This is a genomic window from Sphingomonas sediminicola, assembly GCF_014489515.1.
Classification (GTDB): domain Bacteria; phylum Pseudomonadota; class Alphaproteobacteria; order Sphingomonadales; family Sphingomonadaceae; genus Sphingomicrobium; species Sphingomicrobium sediminicola.
The window spans coordinates 1304383-1323758 of record NZ_CP060782.1; the positions used below are offsets into that span (position 1 = coordinate 1304383).

The 19376-nt window shown below is 62.0% G+C and carries 29 protein-coding genes, 1 other RNA gene and 2 pseudogenes; 20 read left to right on the forward strand and 12 right to left on the reverse strand.

Going from position 1 to position 19376, the window contains the following annotated elements:
• The first annotated feature begins 12 nt into the window (after positions 1 to 12).
• The 9 genes from dapF to H9L14_RS15710 are packed head-to-tail and all read left to right on the forward strand — an operon-like array spanning position 13 to position 6747.
• Entirely contained in the window at positions 13 to 813 is an 801-nt protein-coding gene (gene dapF / locus H9L14_RS06955) for a diaminopimelate epimerase (RefSeq protein WP_187709735.1), read from the forward strand.
• Complete coding sequence (gene mtaB, locus H9L14_RS06960; RefSeq protein ID WP_187709736.1) at positions 810 to 1991, forward strand: tRNA (N(6)-L-threonylcarbamoyladenosine(37)-C(2))-methylthiotransferase MtaB; 1182 nt, start codon at positions 810 to 812, stop codon at positions 1989 to 1991. Before dapF ends, mtaB begins: the two co-directional genes overlap by 4 nt.
• Complete coding sequence (gene ftsY / locus H9L14_RS06965) at positions 1988 to 2905, forward strand: signal recognition particle-docking protein FtsY (protein WP_187709737.1); 918 nt, start codon at positions 1988 to 1990, stop codon at positions 2903 to 2905. Before mtaB ends, ftsY begins: the two co-directional genes overlap by 4 nt.
• Positions 2902 to 3516 (forward strand): septation protein IspZ, encoded by a 615-nt coding sequence (gene ispZ, locus H9L14_RS06970; protein ID WP_187709738.1) that lies wholly within the window; start codon positions 2902 to 2904, stop codon positions 3514 to 3516. The genes ftsY and ispZ overlap by 4 nt, the downstream gene beginning before the upstream one ends.
• Positions 3513 to 4451 (forward strand): ABC transporter ATP-binding protein, encoded by a 939-nt coding sequence (locus tag H9L14_RS06975; protein ID WP_187709739.1) that lies wholly within the window; start codon positions 3513 to 3515, stop codon positions 4449 to 4451. Before ispZ ends, H9L14_RS06975 begins: the two co-directional genes overlap by 4 nt.
• Positions 4448 to 5209, forward strand: coding sequence for an ABC transporter permease (locus H9L14_RS06980; RefSeq protein WP_187709740.1), 762 nt, complete (start codon positions 4448 to 4450; stop codon positions 5207 to 5209). Before H9L14_RS06975 ends, H9L14_RS06980 begins: the two co-directional genes overlap by 4 nt.
• 40 nt (positions 5210 to 5249) lie before the next feature.
• Positions 5250 to 5681, forward strand: coding sequence for a hypothetical protein (locus tag H9L14_RS06985; protein ID WP_187709741.1), 432 nt, complete (start codon positions 5250 to 5252; stop codon positions 5679 to 5681).
• Positions 5678 to 6304, forward strand: a complete 627-nt coding sequence (locus tag H9L14_RS15705) for a hypothetical protein (protein ID WP_246444537.1) — start codon at positions 5678 to 5680, stop codon at positions 6302 to 6304. The genes H9L14_RS06985 and H9L14_RS15705 overlap by 4 nt, the downstream gene beginning before the upstream one ends.
• Positions 6301 to 6747: a hypothetical protein gene (locus H9L14_RS15710; protein WP_246444539.1), complete on the forward strand. Its 447-nt coding sequence runs from the start codon at positions 6301 to 6303 to the stop codon at positions 6745 to 6747. Before H9L14_RS15705 ends, H9L14_RS15710 begins: the two co-directional genes overlap by 4 nt.
• A 3-nt stretch (positions 6748 to 6750) precedes the next feature.
• Here H9L14_RS15710 and H9L14_RS15715 read toward each other — a convergent pair whose 3' ends face one another.
• From H9L14_RS15715 to H9L14_RS07000, 3 genes are all read right to left on the reverse strand, one after another.
• Positions 6751 to 7134, reverse strand: a complete 384-nt coding sequence (locus H9L14_RS15715; protein WP_246444540.1) for a hypothetical protein — start codon at positions 7132 to 7134, stop codon at positions 6751 to 6753.
• Positions 7110 to 7952, reverse strand: coding sequence for an FAD-binding oxidoreductase (locus H9L14_RS15720; protein ID WP_343070245.1), 843 nt, complete (start codon positions 7950 to 7952; stop codon positions 7110 to 7112). The genes H9L14_RS15715 and H9L14_RS15720 overlap by 25 nt, the downstream gene beginning before the upstream one ends.
• 437 nt (positions 7953 to 8389) lie before the next feature.
• Positions 8390 to 9046: a superoxide dismutase gene (locus H9L14_RS07000; RefSeq protein ID WP_187709742.1), complete on the reverse strand. Its 657-nt coding sequence runs from the start codon at positions 9044 to 9046 to the stop codon at positions 8390 to 8392.
• A 143-nt stretch (positions 9047 to 9189) separates the two neighbouring features.
• Here H9L14_RS07000 and H9L14_RS07005 point away from each other — a divergent pair, with 143 nt between their 5' ends.
• Entirely contained in the window at positions 9190 to 9768 is a 579-nt protein-coding gene (locus H9L14_RS07005; RefSeq protein WP_187709743.1) for a urate hydroxylase PuuD, read from the forward strand.
• Positions 9769 to 9783: 15 nt separating this feature from the next.
• Here H9L14_RS07005 and H9L14_RS07010 read toward each other — a convergent pair whose 3' ends face one another.
• Together H9L14_RS07010 and pspF are read right to left on the reverse strand one after the other, a co-directional pair.
• Positions 9784 to 10335 (reverse strand): tetratricopeptide repeat protein, encoded by a 552-nt coding sequence (locus tag H9L14_RS07010; RefSeq protein ID WP_187709744.1) that lies wholly within the window; start codon positions 10333 to 10335, stop codon positions 9784 to 9786.
• 78 nt (positions 10336 to 10413) lie between these two features.
• Positions 10414 to 11457 (reverse strand): phage shock protein operon transcriptional activator, encoded by a 1044-nt coding sequence (pspF, locus tag H9L14_RS07015; protein WP_187709745.1) that lies wholly within the window; start codon positions 11455 to 11457, stop codon positions 10414 to 10416.
• A gap of 164 nt (positions 11458 to 11621) precedes the next feature.
• Here pspF and pspA point away from each other — a divergent pair, with 164 nt between their 5' ends.
• The 10 genes and pseudogenes from pspA to H9L14_RS15725 form a co-directional block, all read left to right on the forward strand.
• Positions 11622 to 12290, forward strand: a complete 669-nt coding sequence (gene pspA / locus H9L14_RS07020; protein ID WP_187709746.1) for a phage shock protein PspA — start codon at positions 11622 to 11624, stop codon at positions 12288 to 12290.
• A gap of 3 nt (positions 12291 to 12293) precedes the next feature.
• Entirely contained in the window at positions 12294 to 12602 is a 309-nt protein-coding gene (pspB, locus tag H9L14_RS07025; protein ID WP_187709747.1) for an envelope stress response membrane protein PspB, read from the forward strand.
• Positions 12599 to 12994: an envelope stress response membrane protein PspC gene (gene pspC / locus H9L14_RS07030; RefSeq protein ID WP_246444544.1), complete on the forward strand. Its 396-nt coding sequence runs from the start codon at positions 12599 to 12601 to the stop codon at positions 12992 to 12994. Before pspB ends, pspC begins: the two co-directional genes overlap by 4 nt.
• Positions 12995 to 13018: 24 nt before the next feature.
• Positions 13019 to 13273 (forward strand): hypothetical protein, encoded by a 255-nt coding sequence (locus tag H9L14_RS07035; protein WP_187709748.1) that lies wholly within the window; start codon positions 13019 to 13021, stop codon positions 13271 to 13273.
• Between the two features lie 2 nt (positions 13274 to 13275).
• A complete protein-coding gene (locus H9L14_RS07040; RefSeq protein ID WP_187709749.1) occupies positions 13276 to 13536 on the forward strand; it encodes a hypothetical protein in 261 nt (86 codons plus the stop codon).
• Between the two features lie 12 nt (positions 13537 to 13548).
• The gene (locus tag H9L14_RS07045; protein ID WP_187709750.1) at positions 13549 to 13884 is read left to right on the forward strand and encodes a hypothetical protein; all 336 of its coding nucleotides are present in this window, start codon (positions 13549 to 13551) and stop codon (positions 13882 to 13884) included.
• On the forward strand, positions 13884 to 14168 hold the full coding sequence (locus H9L14_RS07050; protein WP_187709751.1) for a hypothetical protein: 285 nt from the start codon (positions 13884 to 13886) through the stop codon (positions 14166 to 14168). The genes H9L14_RS07045 and H9L14_RS07050 overlap by 1 nt, the downstream gene beginning before the upstream one ends.
• Entirely contained in the window at positions 14165 to 14407 is a 243-nt protein-coding gene (locus H9L14_RS07055) for a hypothetical protein (RefSeq protein WP_187709752.1), read from the forward strand. Before H9L14_RS07050 ends, H9L14_RS07055 begins: the two co-directional genes overlap by 4 nt.
• A 41-nt stretch (positions 14408 to 14448) precedes the next feature.
• The gene (locus tag H9L14_RS07060; RefSeq protein WP_187709895.1) at positions 14449 to 14856 is read left to right on the forward strand and encodes a SufE family protein; all 408 of its coding nucleotides are present in this window, start codon (positions 14449 to 14451) and stop codon (positions 14854 to 14856) included.
• Between the two features lie 113 nt (positions 14857 to 14969).
• Positions 14970 to 15200: pseudogene (locus tag H9L14_RS15725) on the forward strand (PaaI family thioesterase); the annotation flags it as partial.
• A gap of 85 nt (positions 15201 to 15285) precedes the next feature.
• On the opposite strand, the gene H9L14_RS15730 reads toward H9L14_RS15725, so the two are convergent.
• The 7 genes and pseudogenes from H9L14_RS15730 to H9L14_RS07095 all read right to left on the reverse strand — a co-directional run bounded on the left by H9L14_RS15730 (position 15286) and on the right by H9L14_RS07095 (position 19337).
• The gene (locus H9L14_RS15730; protein WP_246444546.1) at positions 15286 to 15579 is read right to left on the reverse strand and encodes a J domain-containing protein; all 294 of its coding nucleotides are present in this window, start codon (positions 15577 to 15579) and stop codon (positions 15286 to 15288) included.
• Between the two features lie 290 nt (positions 15580 to 15869).
• Positions 15870 to 16241: RNase P RNA component class A (rnpB, locus tag H9L14_RS07075), an RNA gene on the reverse strand.
• Between the two features lie 15 nt (positions 16242 to 16256).
• Positions 16257 to 16943, reverse strand: coding sequence for an N-acetylmuramoyl-L-alanine amidase (locus tag H9L14_RS07080; RefSeq protein WP_187709753.1), 687 nt, complete (start codon positions 16941 to 16943; stop codon positions 16257 to 16259).
• Positions 16944 to 16986: 43 nt separating this feature from the next.
• Entirely contained in the window at positions 16987 to 17466 is a 480-nt protein-coding gene (locus H9L14_RS07085; protein ID WP_281389449.1) for a CheR family methyltransferase, read from the reverse strand.
• Positions 17430 to 17921 (reverse strand): annotated as a pseudogene (locus H9L14_RS16975) (CheR family methyltransferase); the annotation flags it as partial. The pseudogene H9L14_RS16975 and the gene H9L14_RS07085, both read right to left, overlap by 37 nt.
• On the reverse strand, positions 17849 to 18886 hold the full coding sequence (gene cheB, locus H9L14_RS07090) for a chemotaxis-specific protein-glutamate methyltransferase CheB (protein WP_187709754.1): 1038 nt from the start codon (positions 18884 to 18886) through the stop codon (positions 17849 to 17851). The pseudogene H9L14_RS16975 and the gene cheB, both read right to left, overlap by 73 nt.
• An 85-nt stretch (positions 18887 to 18971) precedes the next feature.
• Positions 18972 to 19337, reverse strand: coding sequence for a response regulator (locus H9L14_RS07095; RefSeq protein ID WP_187709755.1), 366 nt, complete (start codon positions 19335 to 19337; stop codon positions 18972 to 18974).
• Between the last annotated feature and the right edge of the window lie 39 nt (positions 19338 to 19376).

Consider the following 19376-nt stretch of genomic DNA (forward strand, 5'->3'; position numbering starts at 1 on the left):
CCGCTGCAAGTCATGACACGCACCTTTCACAAGATGCACGGGCTCGGAAACGACTTCGTAATCTTCGACGCGCGCGAAGAGCCACTCGCGATGGACGAGCCGCTTGCCCGCGCAGTCTCGGATCGCAAGACGGGTATCGGCTGCGACCAATTGGTCGTCCTTGAGAAGTCGACTGTCGCCGATTTGCGAATGCGGATCTGGAACCATGACGGGATCGAGGTCGAGAGCTGCGGCAACGCCTCGCGCTGCGTAGTCGCGCTAACTCACGCCAAGACGATTGAGACTGGCGGCGGCCTCGTCAGGGGTGAGGAAGACGGCAGCGATATCGAGGTATCGCTGGGCGAACCTCATTTCGAATGGGACCAAGTACCGGTCACCTACGCCATACCGACCAACCCGATGCCGATGGCGTGGGGTGAGCTTCACAATCCGGTGGCGCTCAGCGTCGGCAACCCGCACGTCGTCTTCTTCGTCGACAATGCCGACAGCATCGACCTCGACGAGCTCGGCCCGCGGATCGAACACGACCCGGTGTTCCCCGACCGGATCAACGTGAACGTCGCCGAGGTCCATCCCGACGGCATCCGCCTTCGGACCTGGGAGCGCGGCGCCGGCATTACCCGAGCCTGTGGCACCGGCGCCAGCGCAACGGCGGTCGCTGCAATCCTGACAAAGCGCGTTCAGTCGCCGGTGAAAGTCACCATGCGAGGCGGATCCCTGACGATTGCCTGGGCGCCGGGCGAGCCGATCCGCATGCGTGGCAGTGCAACCTACGTCTTCAAGGGCGAAATCGAGCTGGAGGCGCTTGCGTGAGCGTCGAGACGATTACGCTCGGGTGCCGGCTGAACTTTGCTGAAAGCGAAACCATCCGCCGGTTGGCAACGACCAATGAGGATTGGATCGTTGTAAACAGCTGCGCCGTCACGAATGAGGCGGTGCGGCAAACCCGGCAGGCGATCCGGCACACACGCCGCCAGCGACCGGATACCCGTATTCTCGTAACGGGGTGCGCGGCAGAGCTCGATCCGGCGACGTTTGCGGATATGCCGGAAGTCGACCGTGTCGTCGGAAACGACAATAAGATCGGTAGCTTACAGCTCGATGCCAGCAGGGCGTCGCAAATCGTTCCGGCCGGATTCCTGGGCCATGTCCGTAGCTTCGTCGCCGTGCAAAATGGCTGCGATCACCGCTGCACCTTCTGCTCGATCTGGCAGGCGCGTGGTCCGAGCAGGTCCCTTCCCTTCGCAGCAATCCGCGAGGCGATTGAACGAGAACTCGATCGCGGGGCGAAGGAAATTGCCCTCACGGGCGTCGATATCACCAGCTACGACCACGGCGGGATGAACCTAGGGAAGTTGTGCCAGCAACTCCTGAAGTCGATCCCTGCCCTCGCCCGCCTGCGGCTCTCATCGCTCGACAGTATCGAGATAGACGACGCTTTGTTCGAGCTGGTCGGGGGCGAGCCACGCTTGATGCCGCACTTCCATCTCTCGCTGCAGGCCGGCGACGACATGATCCTGAAGCGGATGAAGCGGCGCCACAGCCGCGCCGAGGCGGTCCGGACGGTCGAGCGCATCAAGGATGTCCGGCCGGACGCTACCATAGGAGCCGATTTGATCGCCGGCTTCCCAACCGAAACCGAGGAAATGGCCCTGAACAGTCTGAAATTACTTGAGGATTGCGACGTCGTTGCCGCCCACATCTTTCCCTTCTCGCCAAGGCCCGAAACTCCGGCCGACCGCATGCCCCAGCTTTCGCGGGAACTCGTAAAGGCCCGTGCTGCCCGGCTGCGACAGGCTGCCGCTCAACGGAGGACTCGCTGGCTCGGCGGCCTCGTTGGCTCCAACCAGCAAGTGCTCATCGAGAACAACAGCAAGGGCCATAGCGACGGCTTTGCCCCGGTCCGCATTGAAGGCACCTCGCGCGGCGACACCGGCACCGCGCGCATTGTCCGCAGCGACGGCGATCACCTGACGGCGGTGTGGGCATGAGTTGGCTCGACCGCTTGCGTGGCGGGTTTGCAAAGACAGCGGATCGTGTCGCGGAAAACCTGACCGGCCTGACCAGCCGTGCGGCACTGGATACGGCGACTCTCGACGACATCGAAGAAGCGCTGATCGCTTCGGACCTGGGTCCGGAAGCATCCCATCGCATCCGCGAAGCCATCGCCCGCCAGAAGTTCGAGCGCCTCGACGAACGGGGTCTTCGATCGATCCTCGCCGATGAGATCGAGAAGATCCTCACTCCCGTGGCCAAGCCTCTACAGGTGTGGGGCTTTCCGCGGCCGCATGTCATTCTGGTGATCGGGGTCAATGGCTCCGGCAAGACGACGACGATCGGCAAGCTGGCACATTGGCTGAAGGAGCAGGATTACGGCGTCCTGCTCGCTGCTGGTGACACTTTCCGCGCCGCTGCCATCGAACAGCTCAAGATCTGGGGCGACCGCATCGGCGCACCCGTCATTACGGGTAAGGAAGGCGGCGACGCGGCGGGCATCGTGTTCGATGGCGTGAAGCAGGCAACTGCAACGGGGATCGACGTGCTGGTCGTCGACACCGCTGGCCGCCTCCAGAACAAATCGCACCTGATGGAGGAACTGTCCAAGATCCGCCGCGTGCTCGGTCGCCTCAATCCCGAAGCGCCCCATGACATCTTGCTCGTGCTGGACGCGACGACCGGTCAGAACGCGCTTGCGCAGGTGGAGGTGTTCCGCGAGAGCGCCGGGGTGACCGGGCTCATCATGACCAAGCTGGACGGCACCGCGCGCGGCGGCGTGCTGGTAGCCGCTGCCGAGAAGTTCGGGCTTCCGATCCATGCGATTGGCGTCGGCGAGACGGCCGACGACCTGCGCCCGTTCGATCCGCGGGCGGTTGCGCGGGCCATTGCAGGACTGCCACCCGAATGAGCGAACCTGCACGCAAGGGATCGTCATGGACGATGCTGCTCGATTACGGGCCGCTCCTCGTCTTCTTCATCGCCTACAAGGTGGCTGGGTCCGGTTTGCAGGGGTCGCTGGTCGCGACCCTCGCCTTCATGGTCGCCGTGATCATCTCGATCGCCATCGGGCTCGCGGTGGTGAAGCGCGTGTCGCCGATGGTCTGGATCTCAACCATCCTGATCCTGGGATTTGGAGCGATCACGCTCTACTTGCGCGATCCGAAGTTCATCCAGATGAAGCCGACCGTTATCTACATCGGTTTCGCGGTGTTGCTCGGTGGCGGTCTTCTTCGCGGGAAGCCCCTTCTCAAATGGCTGTTCGGCCCCGTCTTTCCGGGCCTCACCCAGGAGGGCTGGATGAAGCTCAGCCGCAACTGGGCTCTCTTCTTCGTGGCTCTGGCCATCGCGAACGAGATCATGCGCGCGACCCTTGACTTCGACACCTGGCTGACAGTCAAGGTCTGGGGCGTCACGATCGTCTCGCTGGTCTTCGCTATCGCCAATATGCCAATGCTTCTTCGGCACGGGCTGGATCCTGAGAGCAAGGGCGAAGTGATCACGGACACGCCGGTAGAATGACCGATCCAATCCTATCCATTCGCGGCCTGACAAAAGTCTACGGCAGCGGTACCGAGGCGCTGAAGCCGATCAATCTCGATATCAGGCGCGGCGAGATATTCGCTCTTCTGGGGCCGAACGGCGCCGGCAAGACGACGATGATCAGCATCATCTGCGGTATCGTGAAACCGACCGCGGGCGAAGTGCTGATCGACGGCAAGGACTGGCAGCGCAACTATCGCGAAGCGCGCAAGCGGATCGGTCTCGTCCCCCAGGAACTCACGATGGACGTATTCGAGCCGCTGATAAGCACCGTCAGCTTCAGCCGCGAGCTGTTCGGCCGCCGTCCCGACCCGAAGCGGATCGAAGAGATTCTCCGCGAGCTGTCGTTGTGGGACAAGAGGAAGACGATCCTAAAGGAATTGTCGGGCGGGATGAAGCGCCGCGTCATGATCGCCAAGGCCCTCGCCCACGATCCGGACATCCTGTTCCTCGACGAGCCCACCGCCGGTGTGGACGTCGAGCTTCGCCGCGACATGTGGAACATGGTCCGCCGCCTTCGGGAGGACGGCACGACAATCATCCTGACGACGCACTACATCGAGGAAGCAGAGGAAATGGCCGACCGGGTGGGCGTCATCAACAAGGGCGAGCTCATCCTTGTCGAAGAGAAGAACGAGCTGATGAAGAAGCTCGGCCGCAAGGTGCTGCACCTGCAACTTACCGAGCGACTGGACGCGGTGCCGCCTGCACTTGGCGAGTGGAACCTGAAGCTGAGCGCCGACGGCGGGATGTTGACATACGAATTCGACGCCAAGGCTGAGCGAACCGGCATTCCCTCGCTTTTGACCGCGATGCGAGACGCCGGCATCGGCTTCAAGGACCTTGATACGCACCAGTCCAGCCTGGAAGACATTTTCGTGGGCCTGATCAACCACAAGAGGGCCGCGGCATGAATCTCCATGGCATCTGGGCCATCTACAAGTTCGAGATGCACCGTTTCCGCCGGACGCTGTGGACCGGGCTGGCGGTGCCGGTCATTACGACTTCGCTCTATTTCGTCGTGTTCGGGTCGGCGATCGGTTCCCGGATGCGCGAGATCAATGGAATCGACTACGGCAGCTTCATCGTCCCGGGATTGATGATGCTGTCGTTGTTCAATGAAAGCATATTCAATTCGAGCTTCGGCATCCACATGCCGCGCTTCACCGGTACCATCTACGAGATCCTTTCGGCGCCGCTGAGCGCTCTAGAGACAGTACTGGGCTATGTCGGTGCGGCCGCGAGCAAGGCGATTATCGTCGCTTTGGTGATCTTCGTGACCGCCCATCTGTTCGTCGACGTGCAGGTCAAACACCCCATCCTGATGCTTCTCTACCTTCTGCTGGTGGCGGGGACCTTTTGCCTGTTCGGCTTCATCGTCGGCGTCTGGGCCAAGGGCTTCGAGCAGCTCCAGATCATCCCCTTGCTGGTGGTTACGCCCCTCACCTTCCTCGGAGGTGCTTTTTATTCGATCGACATGCTGGGCCAGCCATGGCGGAGCATCACCCTGTTCAATCCGGTCGTTTATCTAATCAACGGTTTCAGGTGGACCTTCTTCGGAACTGCTGACGTGTCGTTCGAAGCGGCACTGACAGCTACGTTTGCGTTCTTCCTCGTCTGCGCGAGCGTGATCTGGTGGATATTCCGAACCGGCTATCGACTTAAGCAATAGGCGAAGGCACACTGCCTTCCGGGCACTACCGGGGGTAATCATGCAGCAATTTGTGAGGCTTATCGGCTGGGCATACGCCCTGCTGTTCGTGGGCGTCACCGCCCTGGGCTACATGCCGCCACTGATGGACATGAACGGCTATCTTTTCGGACTGTTCAAGCTCCAGTGGTGGGACGATGCGCTCCACCTCGGCTCAGGTATTTGGGCAGCGATCGCAGCCTGGAAATCCTACGGCGCGACCCGCACCTATTTCCGCATCTTCGGCCCACTCTATTTCCTTGACGGGGTCTGCGGACTGCTGACTGGCATGGGCTATCTCGACCTCGGCATCATCCTTCACGGGCCTGCAAACATCCCGCTGGAGACCCGCATCGCGGCCAACTTGCCGCATATCGCAATCGGCGGCTTCGCGATCATCGTCGGCTACCTCATCGCGCGTCGCCGCAGCGCCGGTGAGCCCGCGACCGCGTGAAGCGCCGCTGGAAAGTCCTGCTGGGCATTGCCGGCGGGTTGGCAGCGCTCGCGGCGATTCCGATTCTCTACATAGAAATCGGCTGCTCAGGCGAGGCCAAAGCCGACGGTTACAAACCGCTCGTAAGGGACAAGGCATGGCAACGCGAGGAAGCGCGAACCTGGCTGACCTATCCCGAATGGCACATCGTCTATTCGGCGGAGAGCTTCGCCCGCTTCCTCGAGCGCAATCCGCCCAGCGGCTATTCCTACCTGCGTGACATCCGCGGCTTCTGGTCGAGCTATTGCGCGGTCAATCGCGCTTCAGCAGCAAGCGGAGGAGCAGACGGCGGCACGCGGGTCATGCTCTACACGATCGGTCTCAGCTTCTCGGCCGAGCTTCTGGTCAAAGGCTTCTACGAGAACACGGTCGGGCGGGTTTCCGAATGGATCGGGGCTGGGACAGCGCCGACGATCGCTACGCGACCAAAATACAGCGGCGGTACGGCGCATTCATGCACGAAACGCCCTGGTATGAATTTCCGTTCGGGCGCGCCCTCTCGGGACTGTGGAGCACCACCGAACCGAAGCACAAGGTCCGTCACTGGGAACGGCGTCTCGCGCTCAGCGGCGAATATGGCGTGAAGGCCGGATATGCGTCGCTGATCGGATGGGCGTCCGGCGCCAGCCTGGGCCCTGACGAGCGGACGCTCCGCTTCGTTGCCAAGGGAAATCCGGAGCAGATTGAGCGCGTGGACGGGCGACTTAAGCCCGTTGGCAAGGTCGGCGCCGGCGATGCTTTGGTTGAAGCACCCCGCTACGCTCAGTTCAGCGACTTGCTGACAAAGCTGTCGCAAAGCCCCGTTCAGCTGGTTGAGATCAGCGGAAACGACGACATCTTCGTCACCGCGCTCGTTCCGATCAAAGCCAATCCCGTGACCGGTGCGACCAAATTGATGGCAATGCCCTTACCCGACCGGCCCGGTTGGCAGCGCATCGGCCTATCGACCAAGGTTCCTGCCCTGCTTCCGCTCTTTCGCTCCATCCGTTCGTCGGGCGGCGAGATCGAGCACGTCTACGACTATTGAGCGTCAGCTAAAGGCCGGCGCGTAGCGTTCGTACCAGGTGTTGCTAAAGCGATTTTCCGGGTCCCACTTCCGCTTGGCGGCGAAGAACTCGCGGATTTCCGGATAGGAATCGACAAGCTGCTGTGGACCGTAGTGAAGCTGGTAGGGCAGGAAGAAGCGCCCGCCCTTGGCGTGGGCCAGGTCGATCAGGTCGCTCGTCAGTCTGGCCATCTTCGCGTTGCCGTCCGCGTCGGTTCGCTGGTTGAAATAGAGCACAACCGAGTAGGCGGGCTCCGGCGCGTAGCTGAGCCTGTTCGCTTCCTTTCCGACGACCCTGACCGAAACGTTGAGCAGGTTCGCGTCATGCGTTCGGACGATGTTCCTCAGGCCGACGACGAATGGCAGCAATTGCTCGCGGGGACGAAATATTCCTGAAGGATGTCGGTGTCATTCTTCATCGCGTTGCGGAGGTACGGGACGCTGTCGTGCATCGGGTCGTTGCGGGATACGAGGCAGGCCTCGCCGTCTTTCATCGCCTGAGCGCGGGTGACGGTGCAGGCCTCGAACCGGTGTTCGAGATTCTTCTCCGCCCACCATTTGAAGCTTCGAAACGCCGTCGAGCGCTTCGCAAGATTGACCGTCAGACGGCGCATTTTCACTGAGCCGACGTCCTTCAGCGGCGCCCGCTCGGCACCCCCCTCGTCGGTCTTGCGATAGGTGTAGATCAGCGCCTCATCGAGGAGTGACCCGGGCGCCGTCGAGATATGCGTGTACATCAGGCCAATTGACGGATCAGCGATGATCTTCGCCAGCTTTGCCGGCAGATCCCTCGTGGCGATGAGCTCGCGCTCAGACCAGTAGATGGAGTTCGGAACGACCTCCAGCTCGGCTGAAAGGATGATCCCGAACAGGCCATATCCGCCGACGATAAGGTCGAAGAGTGCCGGATTCTGTTCGCGCGAGACAGTTTCAATCCGGTCGTCGGCCAGCAATACCCTCAACGATCGGATGGAATTCCGGACCGCGCCGGCCTGATGATCCATTCCATGGGCATTGACCGAGATTGAACCGCCAACCGTGAAGATGTCCGTGGATTGCATCGCCTTGACCGCGAACCGCGGATGGATGGCGTTCTGAATGTCATGCCAGGTCGCACCCGCACCGACGACGACTGTCAATTTTTCCGGGTCGAGCCGGATGCTGTTCATGTGCCGCATGTCGAGCATCACGCCGCCCGGCGGAAGGCGTGCCCCCCATGCTGTGCCGGACGCCCGCTGGTGAAATCGAGAGGCCTGTGGCCTTCGCGTAGGCCAGCGCCTGCTGAACCTCCTTCTCGCTCCGAGGAGCGACGATCCCGGCGACCGCCGTCCTGCTGAGGCAGCTGGCGTCGTTGACGGTTCCGCCCTTCTGCTCCCAGCGAGGCTCCTGAACCTGCTGATCGGCAGAAACGGCGTGTGACGCCTGCACCGGCGGAAGGATGCTCCCGCAATCCTTTTCGCCTTCAGGCTCTGCGGCTAGCGGCTGTAAGGCAGCCGCAGCGCCGGCTGCGGTTACGGCGGCGACAGACGCGCCTATTACCAGCGTACGTCGCCTCATGCCTCGTATCCCCCCATACCGGCACAGGTATGGAGGGGCGTAAAGGGCTCCGCAAGAAGCGTGGCGGTTAGGTCGTCAGTTCAGGCTGCTTCGAGGTTGACGCTTCCTGGTTGGCACGGTCGGCGCCCTTCCCATCGAGGTTCTGGGCAACGAAATCCCAGTTCACGATGTTCGAAAGGACCGAGGTCACGAACTTCGGCCGCTCATTGCGATAGTCGATGTAATAGGCGTGTTCCCACACATCGAGCGTGAAGAGCGGCACCATTCCGTCGTGCACCAATGGAGTGTCCGCATCGTGCAGCGACGTGATCTTGAGTTGATCGCGGTCGAGCAGGAGCCACGCCCAGCCGTTCGAGAAGTGATTCACGGCCTCGTCGCCGAGCTTCTGGAGCATGGGTTCGATGCCGCCGAACCCGTCGTTGATCAGCTGCGCGAGCTTGCCGCTCGGCTGCTGCTTGTCGGGGCTAAGGCATTGCCAGAAGAAGCTATGGTTCCAGAGCTGGGCGCTGTTGTTGAAGAGCTTCTTGTCGCCGCTGGTGCCCGCCTTGCGCACCACGTCGACCAGCGAGGCGCCGGAGAGGTCGCCTTTCCCCTCGATCATCTCGTTGGTCTTCTTGACGTAGGTCGCGTGGTGCTTGCCGTGGTGGAACTCGAGTGTCTCGGCCGACATGTGCGGCGCAAGCGCGTCCTTCGAAAAGGGCAGATCGGGAAGCTGAAAAGCCATGGCGGTCATTCTCCTTCGGGTGTTGCCCGAACAACGTTGAGCGAGCCCAGTCGCTCCGCTGTTCATCGCAGATGTTGCGATTTGATGTTTCGGGCCGTAAGTAGTTCCCCAGCGCCGCTCAAGCGGTGGACTGGGGGAGAGACATGGGAAAGTTTTTTGAAAACCTGAATGGCGTCCTGATCGCGGGACTCGTGCTGGCGATCCTGATCGCGGTGTTCCCGGACAGCGGTTACGGAAACTCGGTCGGTGCAGGCAATCTCTGGCTGGGCTTGTTCCAGTGGCTGCACGTATTCTTCGGCATCACCTGGATCGGCCTGCTCTACTACTTCAACTTCGTGCAGATCCCGACCATGCCGTCGGTCCCGGCCGAGCTGAAGCCAGGCGTGTCGAAATACATCGCGCCGAAGGCTCTGTTCTACTTCCGCTGGGGCGCCGCCTTCACCGTCCTGACAGGACTAATCGTCGCCTACCTGTACGGCGAGGAGAAAGCGCTTCTGCTCAACGATCCGTCCAACCGGCTGATCGGCATCGGCATGTGGCTCGCGCTGATCATGGCCTTCAACGTCTGGTTCGTGATCTGGCCGAACCAGAAGCGCGCGCTGGGAATCGTGGAAGCTGACGATGCAAGCAAGGCCAAGTCAGCGCGCACGGCGATGATCTTCTCCAGGATCAACACATTGCTGTCGATCCCGATGCTGCTGGCGATGACCAACCAGCACTAGGAATGGGCGAGCCGCTTAGCGGCGGCTCACCTTGTACCGTGCCAGGTCACGCCGCGGGGCATCCCACTTCGGCTTGAGCGAAGTCGCCTGCTGGAGGTCCGTGTAGGCGGCCTTCAAGTTGCCGACGTCCTCATTGGCAAGAGCTCGGCCGTAATAGGCCACTTCCGGCAGTTCCGTACGGAGCTCGATGGCTTTGGAGAACAGCGGCACCGCTTCCGCGCTCTTTTCGTTCCGAAGCTGCAGGATCGCCATGTTCAGATATGGCTCCGACCGGTTCGGATCCATCGCCATTGCCGTGCTGAAGTCGGAATAGGCGCGACTATAATCGTCGCGCAGCATCAGCAGGATGCCGCGGTTCACATGGGTCGCCAGCTCATCCTGAGGCGAAAGCGCTTCTTCCGAGAATGCGCTGTCGCATGTGTTGAGCGACTCCAGAGTCGTATTGTGCTGCTCGGCAGCCTTGAAGCAGCCCTGAGCGTAGCTGCCTCCGATGACCATTACGCCTGCATATGCTGGGAGTGCCGCGGTCAGAGCCGCGGTGCTGACAGCAAGGACCAGTGCTTTCATAAAAGCCTCCTCACTTGCTCTTGCAGGATACGCCAATCTGCGGCGGTTTTCAGCGCTGAATCGACGAACGGACGAACGTCAGGCGGTGTCGGTTTCCAGCAGCTTGTGGCGCTTCAGAGCGTGGCGAAGCTGGTCGTAGCTGAGATTGAGCGCGGTCGCGGTTGCGCGCTGGTTGAATCGGTTCGCCGCGAGCGCGTTCTGGAGAAGCGCTCGCTCATAGTCTGAAACCGCCGCACGGAAGTCGCTGGTCGATGTCGGAGGAGCGACCGGGGACGCGGCCTCCGATGCTTCGATCTCGGACTCCGGCTCGACCTGCGCGCGAGGCTGCGAAGTCGTTGCCTGCGGCGCCCAGGGCGAATGGAACGGGTCGAACTGGATGGCCTCGACCGGCCGTTCCGGATCCTCCCATCGGTAGACAGCACGTTCCACTACGTTCTTGAGTTCGCGAATATTTCCGGGCCAGGAATAGCCCTCGAGCTCTCCAACCGCGGTCGTGGAGAAACCGGGCCAGTTCGGCCAGTCCAGCTCGACGGCCATGCGGCGACCGAAATGATCGGCCAGCAATGGAATGTCGCCGGTCCGCGCACGAAGCGGGGGCAAGGTTACGACCTCAAAGGACAGCCGGTCGAGCAGGTCGGCGCGGAACCTGCCCTTCTCGACCTCGGCTGGAAGACTAGCATTGGTCGCCGCGACGATGCGGACGTCTACGTCGATCGGCTTGGACGCGCCAATCCGGGTGATTTCGCCATATTCCACCGCGCGGAGGAGACGATCCTGCGCCGGCATCGAAAGCGTACCAAGCTCATCGAGGAACAAGGTCCCGCCATCCGCTTCCTCAAAGCGGCCGTGCCGGGTCTTCGACGCACCGGTGAAGCTTCCGGCTTCGTGTCCGAACAACTCCGCCTCGATCAGGGTTTCGGGAAGCGCGGCGCAGTTCATCACGATCAGAGGCGCGGCCCAGCGGCCGGACAAATGGTGCAGACGTTCTGCGATCAATTCCTTGCCGGTGCCGCGTTCGCCGATCACAAGGACAGGGCGATTGAGCGGCGCCGCGCGGCTCGCGCGCTCGACCGCGTCGAGAAAGGCGAGGCTTTGCCCGACGAATTGATTTGTCCGCTCCATTGCACTGACAGTTGGTGTCAGACCCCATCTGTTGGCAAGATATTTCGACAGAATTTTTGGCGGATTTCGGTTGTTTTGGCGGACTTTTGAGAATTCCGTTAAAGTGGCACGAACCTTGTATAGAATTTAGGCATACAGGCCTGATTACGATTGCGGAGTACGAAATGGGTATCTTCTCTCGAACGAGGGACATCTTCGCGGCGAACATGACGGAGCTCCTCGACCGGTCAGAAGACCCGGCGAAGATGATCCGCATGATCATTCTCGAGATGGAAGAGACGTTGGTGGAAGTGCGGGCTAGCGCCGCGCGCTCGATTGCCGACGGGAAGGAAATGCGCCGGGCGCTCAAGCGCCTCGAAGATCTTCAATCGAGCTGGACCGAGAAGGCCGAGCTCGCGCTGAGCAAGGACCGAGAGGACCTGGCCAAGGCGGCGCTAATAGAGCGCCAAAAGGCCACCGACATGGCCGAGGGCCTTCGCGCCGAGATCGACCAGATCGACGAGACGCTGAAGACCTACGAAGCCGATATCTCCAAACTGCAGGGCAAGCTGCGCGAGGCTCGCGCCCGCCAGAATGCTATTGCGGCGCGGCTGGAAAGCGCGGTCACTCGCGCGAAGGCTCGCGAGATCCTTCACGGAGGGCGTACCGAAGACGCCTTCTCCAAGTTCGATGTTCTGGAGCGCCGCGCCGACTTTGCCGAAGGGCGTGCGGACGCGCTCGGAATGACCGGGCCGAAGAGCCTCGAAGAAGAGATTGCAGAGCTGCAGGCGTCCGAAAAGGTCGACGCCGAACTGGAAGCCATGAAGGCCGCGCTGAAGCGCAAAGGGGATTAGAATATGGAGGACGTGCTTATTCCTGTACTGGTCGTCGGAATCCTTTTCCTGGGACTGCCGTGGCTGGTGTTTCACTACGTCACGAAGTGGAAGCAGACGGCGACCATCACCGGCGCCGACGAAAAATTGCTTGACGAGTTGTATGATCTCGCCCGCAGGCTCGACGATCGCCTCTGCTCGATCGAGCGCATCATGACCGCCGAAAATCCGAACTGGAGGCAGCAGTGCCTGCCCGACGCCACGGACCGCATCGCCGAAGAGCTGAGCGAAGTTCGCAGCCGCGGCCGCTCGCGCGTCCGGACCGGAGAATGACCATGGCCTATCAGCCACCCAGCCGCACCCGCTTCTACCGGGACAAGCGCAACGGCAAGATCATGGGGATCTGCGCCGGACTCGCGGACTACACTGGTTTCGACGTGACCCTCGTCCGGATCACGATGATCGCGGCAGTGTTCCTGAGCAGCGGCTCCATCCTCCCGGTCTATTTCATCGCCGGATGGGTCGCGCCCGACAGGCCGCGCGAGCTTGAGGGGACGGACACGGAGACGCGCGAGTTCTGGCAGTCGGTTCGCCGGTCCCCAACCCGAACCGCTCGGGACATTCGGTTGCGGCTGAAAGACATCGATCGCCGGCTCGGTGATGTCGAGAGCTATGTGACGACCGAGAACCGCTCCCTCGCCCGCGAGATCGAGCAGCTTCGATAACAATTCCAAGCGGAGGGTGAGTCCATGAACTTTGCGCCCCTGATCCCGATTGCCGGCATAACGGCCGGCGTCGCCATCATGTGGATCTGCTATAAGGTCATGGAGCTTCGTGTGATCGGGCGGAAAGCTCTGGAAGAGGCCGCTCGAGAATCCGCAGAGAAGAAGAAGCTCGAAGCGAGGCTTGCGGTGCTCGAACGGATCGTCACCGATCGCGGAATCCAGACAGCCGAGCAGATCGACGCGCTTCTTGAGCGACAACCGACCCGCATCGAATCCTGACCATGTTCTGGATGCTCATCTTCTCGCTCGCGTTGGCCTTCATCGTTGCCGGCGTGGTCCTGAACCTGCTGAAGGTACAGGCCGGCTTCACGGCACCGGACCAGGCCGAGCGACTGTCCGAACGAGAGATGGATGCGATCCGGGCAGAAAACGTTGAGCTGAAACATCGCATTGCCGAACTGACCGAGCGCCTGACCGTCCTCGAGCGGATCGCGACAGATCCGGCCGAACGCGTCTCCCGTGAGATCGAAGAACTACGCTGAGGATATTGAGCCATGGATTCCGAAGTTCTGAGCCTTCTTGCAAACCTGTTCCCGATGATCGCGGTGATCGTGGCAGTCAGCGTCGGAGGCTGGGTGTTCACCACCTGGCTGAGAATCAAGAACGGCTATCCGCTGGAAACGTCCTGGGGAACGCCGCTGCATCCCTCGAACAGCCGCGAGCATGCTGAGCGCATCAAGTTGCTCACGAGTGAAAACGCCCAGCTTCGGGCCGAGCTCGGGTCCATCAAGGATCGGCTGGAGACGGTCGAGCGGATCGTGACCGACCAGCCGCATCGCCTCGCCCGCGAAATCGACGCGCTGGCGATCGACAAGGGGGGTAACGCCTGATGGGACCGGGAGAAGTCATAAGCCTTCTGATCGTCGTCCTCATTCCGACGATTTTCCTGTCTTACATGGCACGGCGCTTCTTCACGTTCCGTGAGAAGCAGCTCGATGCCCAAACCAGCCTTGCAGCCGAGAAGGCGGCCCAATATGCCGCGAACAACGCCGAGCTGGAGGCGCGACTCCGCGTGCTGGAGCAGATAGTCACGGATGGCGGCCTGCAAACGGCCGCGCAGATCGAAGCTCTTCGCGAGAAGCCTCGGCTGGAACATGGAGACAAGGCTCAATGAACCCCTTCGAAATGGTCGCGGTCATCGTGGTTGCAGTGATGATCGCCTCGGTTCTGAGAGCGAAATACGGTCATGCGCAACGTGGCGAGGCGCAAATCGATCCACGCGAGCACGCCGAGAATTTGCGGCTGCGCGACGAGGTGAAGGACCTAAAGGAGCGCATCCAGGTGCTCGAGCGGATCACGATCGAGAAGGAAAACACCCTCTCGAAGCAGATCGAAGAGCTTCGCGACCGCTAGAAGGCGGGTCGACCGGCTGCTAGGCGGGCGTGGTGACCGGCCTGCCCTCACTCCAAGACATCCTTGACGAGTATGAACTGCTCGAAGGCGAGGATCGTTACCGGTTGCTCATCGATCTCGGGCGCGAGCTTGACCCGATGCCTGAGGCGTTGAAGACCGACGCGACCAAGGTCCGCGGATGCTCTGCTTCGGTCTGGGTCTACCCGACGACCACGGAAAACGGGCGGTTGCATTTCCTTGCGGACAGCAATGCCGCGATCACCAAGGGCATTGTCGCGCTGATTCTCTCGGCTGTGCAGGACAAGCCAGCCGAGGAAGTGGCTGCGATGGATGTCACCGAAGCCCTGGCGCCGTTCGAGCTTCGCAAGCATCTGAGCGCGAACCGCACTCAGGGCGTCCCAAACATGATCGCGCTGATCCGGGAAACCGCCCAGCGGCTCGCCGCATGAGCGATACTGCGAAGACCGCGAGCTTCGATCCCGAGCGCTTTTTCGAACTGGCTCGCCGGGTCGGGCACGGCATGGCCCTGGGGCTCGAGTATCGCGCCTCCGGCGACAACTGGATGGAGCTTTGCCTCCCATGGCGCGAAGAGCTGGTGGGAGTGCCCGAGACAGGGGTGCTCGCGTCAGGCGCCATCGTCAGCCTCATCGATACGGCCAGCGGCGGCTCGGTCTGGATGACCCTCGGCCACTTCGTCCCGATCGTCACGCTGGATCTCAGGCTCGACTACATGCGCCCAGCCTTGAAGGGTGAAACCGTCATCGCGCGCTGCGAATGCGTGAAGCTGACGCGTCAGATCGCCTTCATTCGCGGCGTTGCCCACGGGGAGATCCGGAACGGCCCATCGCGCATAGCGCGGCGACCTTCATGCTCAGCAGCTAGGCGACTTTTCCGTTCTTGCGTTCTTCTGCCTTGCGAAGGACTTCATAGGCCGCCTGGACCTTCTGAAACTTGTCGGCAGCTTTCCTATTGCCGGCGTTCGTGTCGGGATGATGCTCCTTGGCGAGGCGGCGATACGCCACCTTCACATCCTTGAATTCGACGTCCGGATCGAGCTCCAGCACTTCCAGCGCGCGCATCTCGTCTCGGCTGCGGCTGCCATCGCCGGACCAGCCATTGCCATTGAGCAGATGTGCGGAAGGCTGAAGCGCCCGATTCTTCTTCGGCGGCACGGCGCGCAGCTTCCTCGGGCTAAGCCCGGCAAAGTAATTCCAGTTCTTGTTATATTCGGCGGCGTGCGCCTCGCAGAAGTACCAGCGGTCCTTGCTATGCGGCGCCTTGGGCGCGGGCCGATCGCCGACTTCGTTGCAGCCCTCGCGATCGCAAAGGCGAACCTTGGATGCACCGCGCCCCGCCGCACCATAGGCGCGCCACCGCGGGAAGCCCAGTCGTTCGATCTCTTCGTGCCTACCATCTCCACTCCACCTAATGGCGAGCGGAGACGTTCGCCAGTCAGTCAGATATCGCCAGAGGGCCTGTAAGCCGGGTTCTGTCCAGCGCATTGCTGCGCCTGTGCGGCCATTCCTCTAGGAGACGGATTACTCCGTCCCTCAAGCAACCAACCCGGGCGACGAGCCGGAACAAGCTCATATGCCGCCCTATTCGGTCTTGCACCCGGTGGGGTTTTCCGTGCCGGTGACGTTGCCGCCCCGCGGTGCGCTCTTGCCGCACCCTTTCGACCTTACCCGCCCAAGGACGAGCGGTATGCTTTCTGTGGCACTTTCCCTGAGCCCTGCCGAAGCATGACCCGCCGGGCGTTACCCGGCACCGTTGTTCCGTGGAGCCCGGACTTTCCTCGTGTCTCTTGCGAAACCGCGGCCGCCTGGCCCTCTGGCAGTCTGCATATGGGTTATTGCGGCCTTGGCAGCAACAGGGCCAGCAACTTGGCCCTGCATTCACCGTCGATTATGCCGTCGATCAGGTCCGGCCGGAAACGACGTTGAAAGGCAATCACAGCCTTCTGTTCGTCCGTTACATCGTAGCCGAAACGTTCGAGCGCGAGCAGGAAGGCCGCGTCCGTCCAGAAGGGATCGATCAGGTCGCGGATCGGGCTTGGAAGTGCCAGGCGGTAGCGAGCCAACGCCTCCCATGGGAACAGCTCGCCCGGATCTTCCTTGCGCGCGGGCGCGACATCGGAATGGCCGACGACATTGCCGCGGCCGATGCCGTGGCGCCCCTTGATGTCAGCGACGAGCGGGATGAGCGATGCCAGCTGCTCGTCAGGAAAATTGCGGTAGCCAAACTCGTGCCCCGGATTGACCAGCTCGATTCCAACGCTGGCCGAGTTCACGTCCGAAATGCCCCGCCAGCGCGACTTTCCGGCGTGCCAGGCGCGCATCTCCTCATCGACCAGCCGATAGATCGTGCCGTCCTCATCGACCAGGTAATGGCAGGAGACCTTCGCGTCCGGCGAGGTCAGCCGGTTCAGTGCGCCTTCCGCGTCGGGCATGCCCGTATAGTGCAGGACGATCATGGAAACTGGCATCGTCCGCTCGTCGAAATTCGGCGACGGCCTTTCGATCACGTCCAGATCCATGCGCCCAATGGCGCATCAGCCGCAGATTCGGTCAACCCCAAGCTCAAGCTCGCGCGGCGGCCCGACGCTCCTGGATAGTCCTGCGATCCGATTTATCGCGATTTTCCAGCCGATAGAGACCGCGAGCCTTCGGATCCGCAGACAGCTTCTTCGTCTGACCGATGACTGTTTCGCCCGCGCCAAGCATCAACCAACCGTCGTCCGCCATCGCCGATGACAGCCGGTCGAACGCCAGCGCCTTCTTCTCCGAGCAGAGATAGAGCAGGACGTTCCGGCAGAGCACGATATCGAAGCCACCCGGCTGCGGCGGTTGCTCAAGCAGGTTGTGGACCTGGAACCGGACCTGCTTGCGAAGCGGCTCCGCAATCCGCCAGCCGTCTCCGCATTCCTCGAACCAGCGGATGGTCTGCGTGATTGCCAGCCCCGCTGGACTTCGAACTGCGAGTAGACGCCGCTCTTCGCCCGGTCGATCACGCAGCTCGACACGTCGGTGCCAAGGATGTCGATAGTCCAGCCTTTCCACTTCTCCGCATCGTCGGCGAACAGCATCGCCAGAGAGTAGACTTCCTGTCCCGTCGAGCAGCCGGCCGACCAGATGCGGAGCCTCTTCTTCGAGGCACGCTTCACGGCCAGCGCCGGCAGCGCATATTTCGAGATCGTGTCGAACGGTGTCCGGTCGCGAAAGAAGTAGGTCTCGTTGTTGAGCAGAGCCTCGACCACCTGGTTCGACAGTCCCGGCTCCTTGTTCATGACAAGGATTGTGATGAGCTCGTCCAGCGTCGCGATTCCGCGCTCGCGGAGCAATGCCGAAAGCGCGGTCTCTATCCGCCAGCGCCGGCTCATCGTCAGTTGCTGGCCGGTACGCGCCTCGAGCAATCCGGCGAGGATTCGGCTGGAACTATCGCTTATCTGCAAGCGCCGCCTCCCACCCGCGACGCGATACGCCTTGCAAGTTTGTCGGGAGGCATAATCGCGCATGCGAGGCCAGCCTCCAGAATGGAGCGCGGCATGCCCCAGACGGCGCAGCTCGCTTCGTCCTGCGCAAGGACGGAGCCGCCTGCCGCGACCATTCGCGCCGCGCCCTGGACACCATCGCGGCCCATGCCGGTCAGGACCACGCCTGCAGCCGAAGCGCCATAGAGAGCACTGACCGACTGGAACATCGGATCGACGGACGGCATGCAGCCTGAATAGGACGCGCTGCGGTCGAGATGCACGACAGGGCCATCGGGCCCATCGACGACCATCAAGTGCGCATCGCCCGGGGCGATGATCACGCGGTCAGGAAGCAGCGCCATGCCCTCTTCCGCAACCAGCGTCTCGCGCTTGGCGGCAATGCCGAGCTGGCGAGCGAAGACCGGCATGAAAGGGACTGGCAAATGTTGGGTGACGAGGATCGGGATCCCGATGCGCCTCGGCAGAGTCTCGAAGAAGCTGTTGAGCGCGTGAATTCCGCCCGTAGACGCGCCGACCGCGAGCAGCTCGACTCGCTCGGCCGACATGGCGCGGAGGGGTGCGTTGACGACGGCGCTTACCGGAGCGACTGCCGCCGGCCGTTGATCCTCGGCATATCCAAGCGCTTTGAGGCGCGAGATCAGCACCTCGGAGAAGCGGCCGTTGAAGCGACCCGTGCCCGGCTTCGGCAAGGCATCCGCCGCACCGAGGGCAAGCGCTGCGACCGTCTCCTCGGCGCCTTCCTCGGCCACCGATGACACGATCATCACGTGCGCGCCGCAGGCGTTGTCGAGGATACGCGGAATGGACCGCAGCCCGCCCGCGCCCGGCATTTCGAGATCGAGAAGGATCGTGTCGACCCGAACCGCCTGAAGCGCGTCAATCGCGTCCTCGGCCGTTCCGGCAACCGCCGCGATTTCGAAGGAACTGTCGCTTTCGATCATCCGCGACAGGACGGAGCGCGCGACGGCGCTGTCATCCACGATCATCAGTCGGATGCGGCGGCGATGTTTTACTGGCGGGACCGACTGGCGATCCCGCGAACTGGCGAGCGCCCGCTCCACGGCCCGAACCTTAAGCTACGCCGACGAGCTGAAGCTTGATGTGCAGCGTTTCTCGGTCGAACGGCTTCATCACATATTCGTCGGCACCTGCTTCCAGCGCGGCGCGGATATGCGCCATGTCGTTCTCGGTGGTGCAGAAGACGACCTTGGGCTGGTCGCTATGGCCCCGCTGCCTGAGCATGCGGAGGAACTCCATTCCGCTCATGACCGGCATATTCCAGTCTAGCAGGACGACGTCCGGCATCTTTGCTTCGCAGCGCGACAGGGCCTCACGCCCGTCACCGGCCTCGTCGACTTCGAACTCGAGCGTCTCGAGGATGTGCCGAGCGACCTTTCGGATGACCTTGGAGTCGTCGACGATCAGACAGGTCTTCATAACTGGAACGCTTCCCACTCCCGGTTTCGATTAGGCACT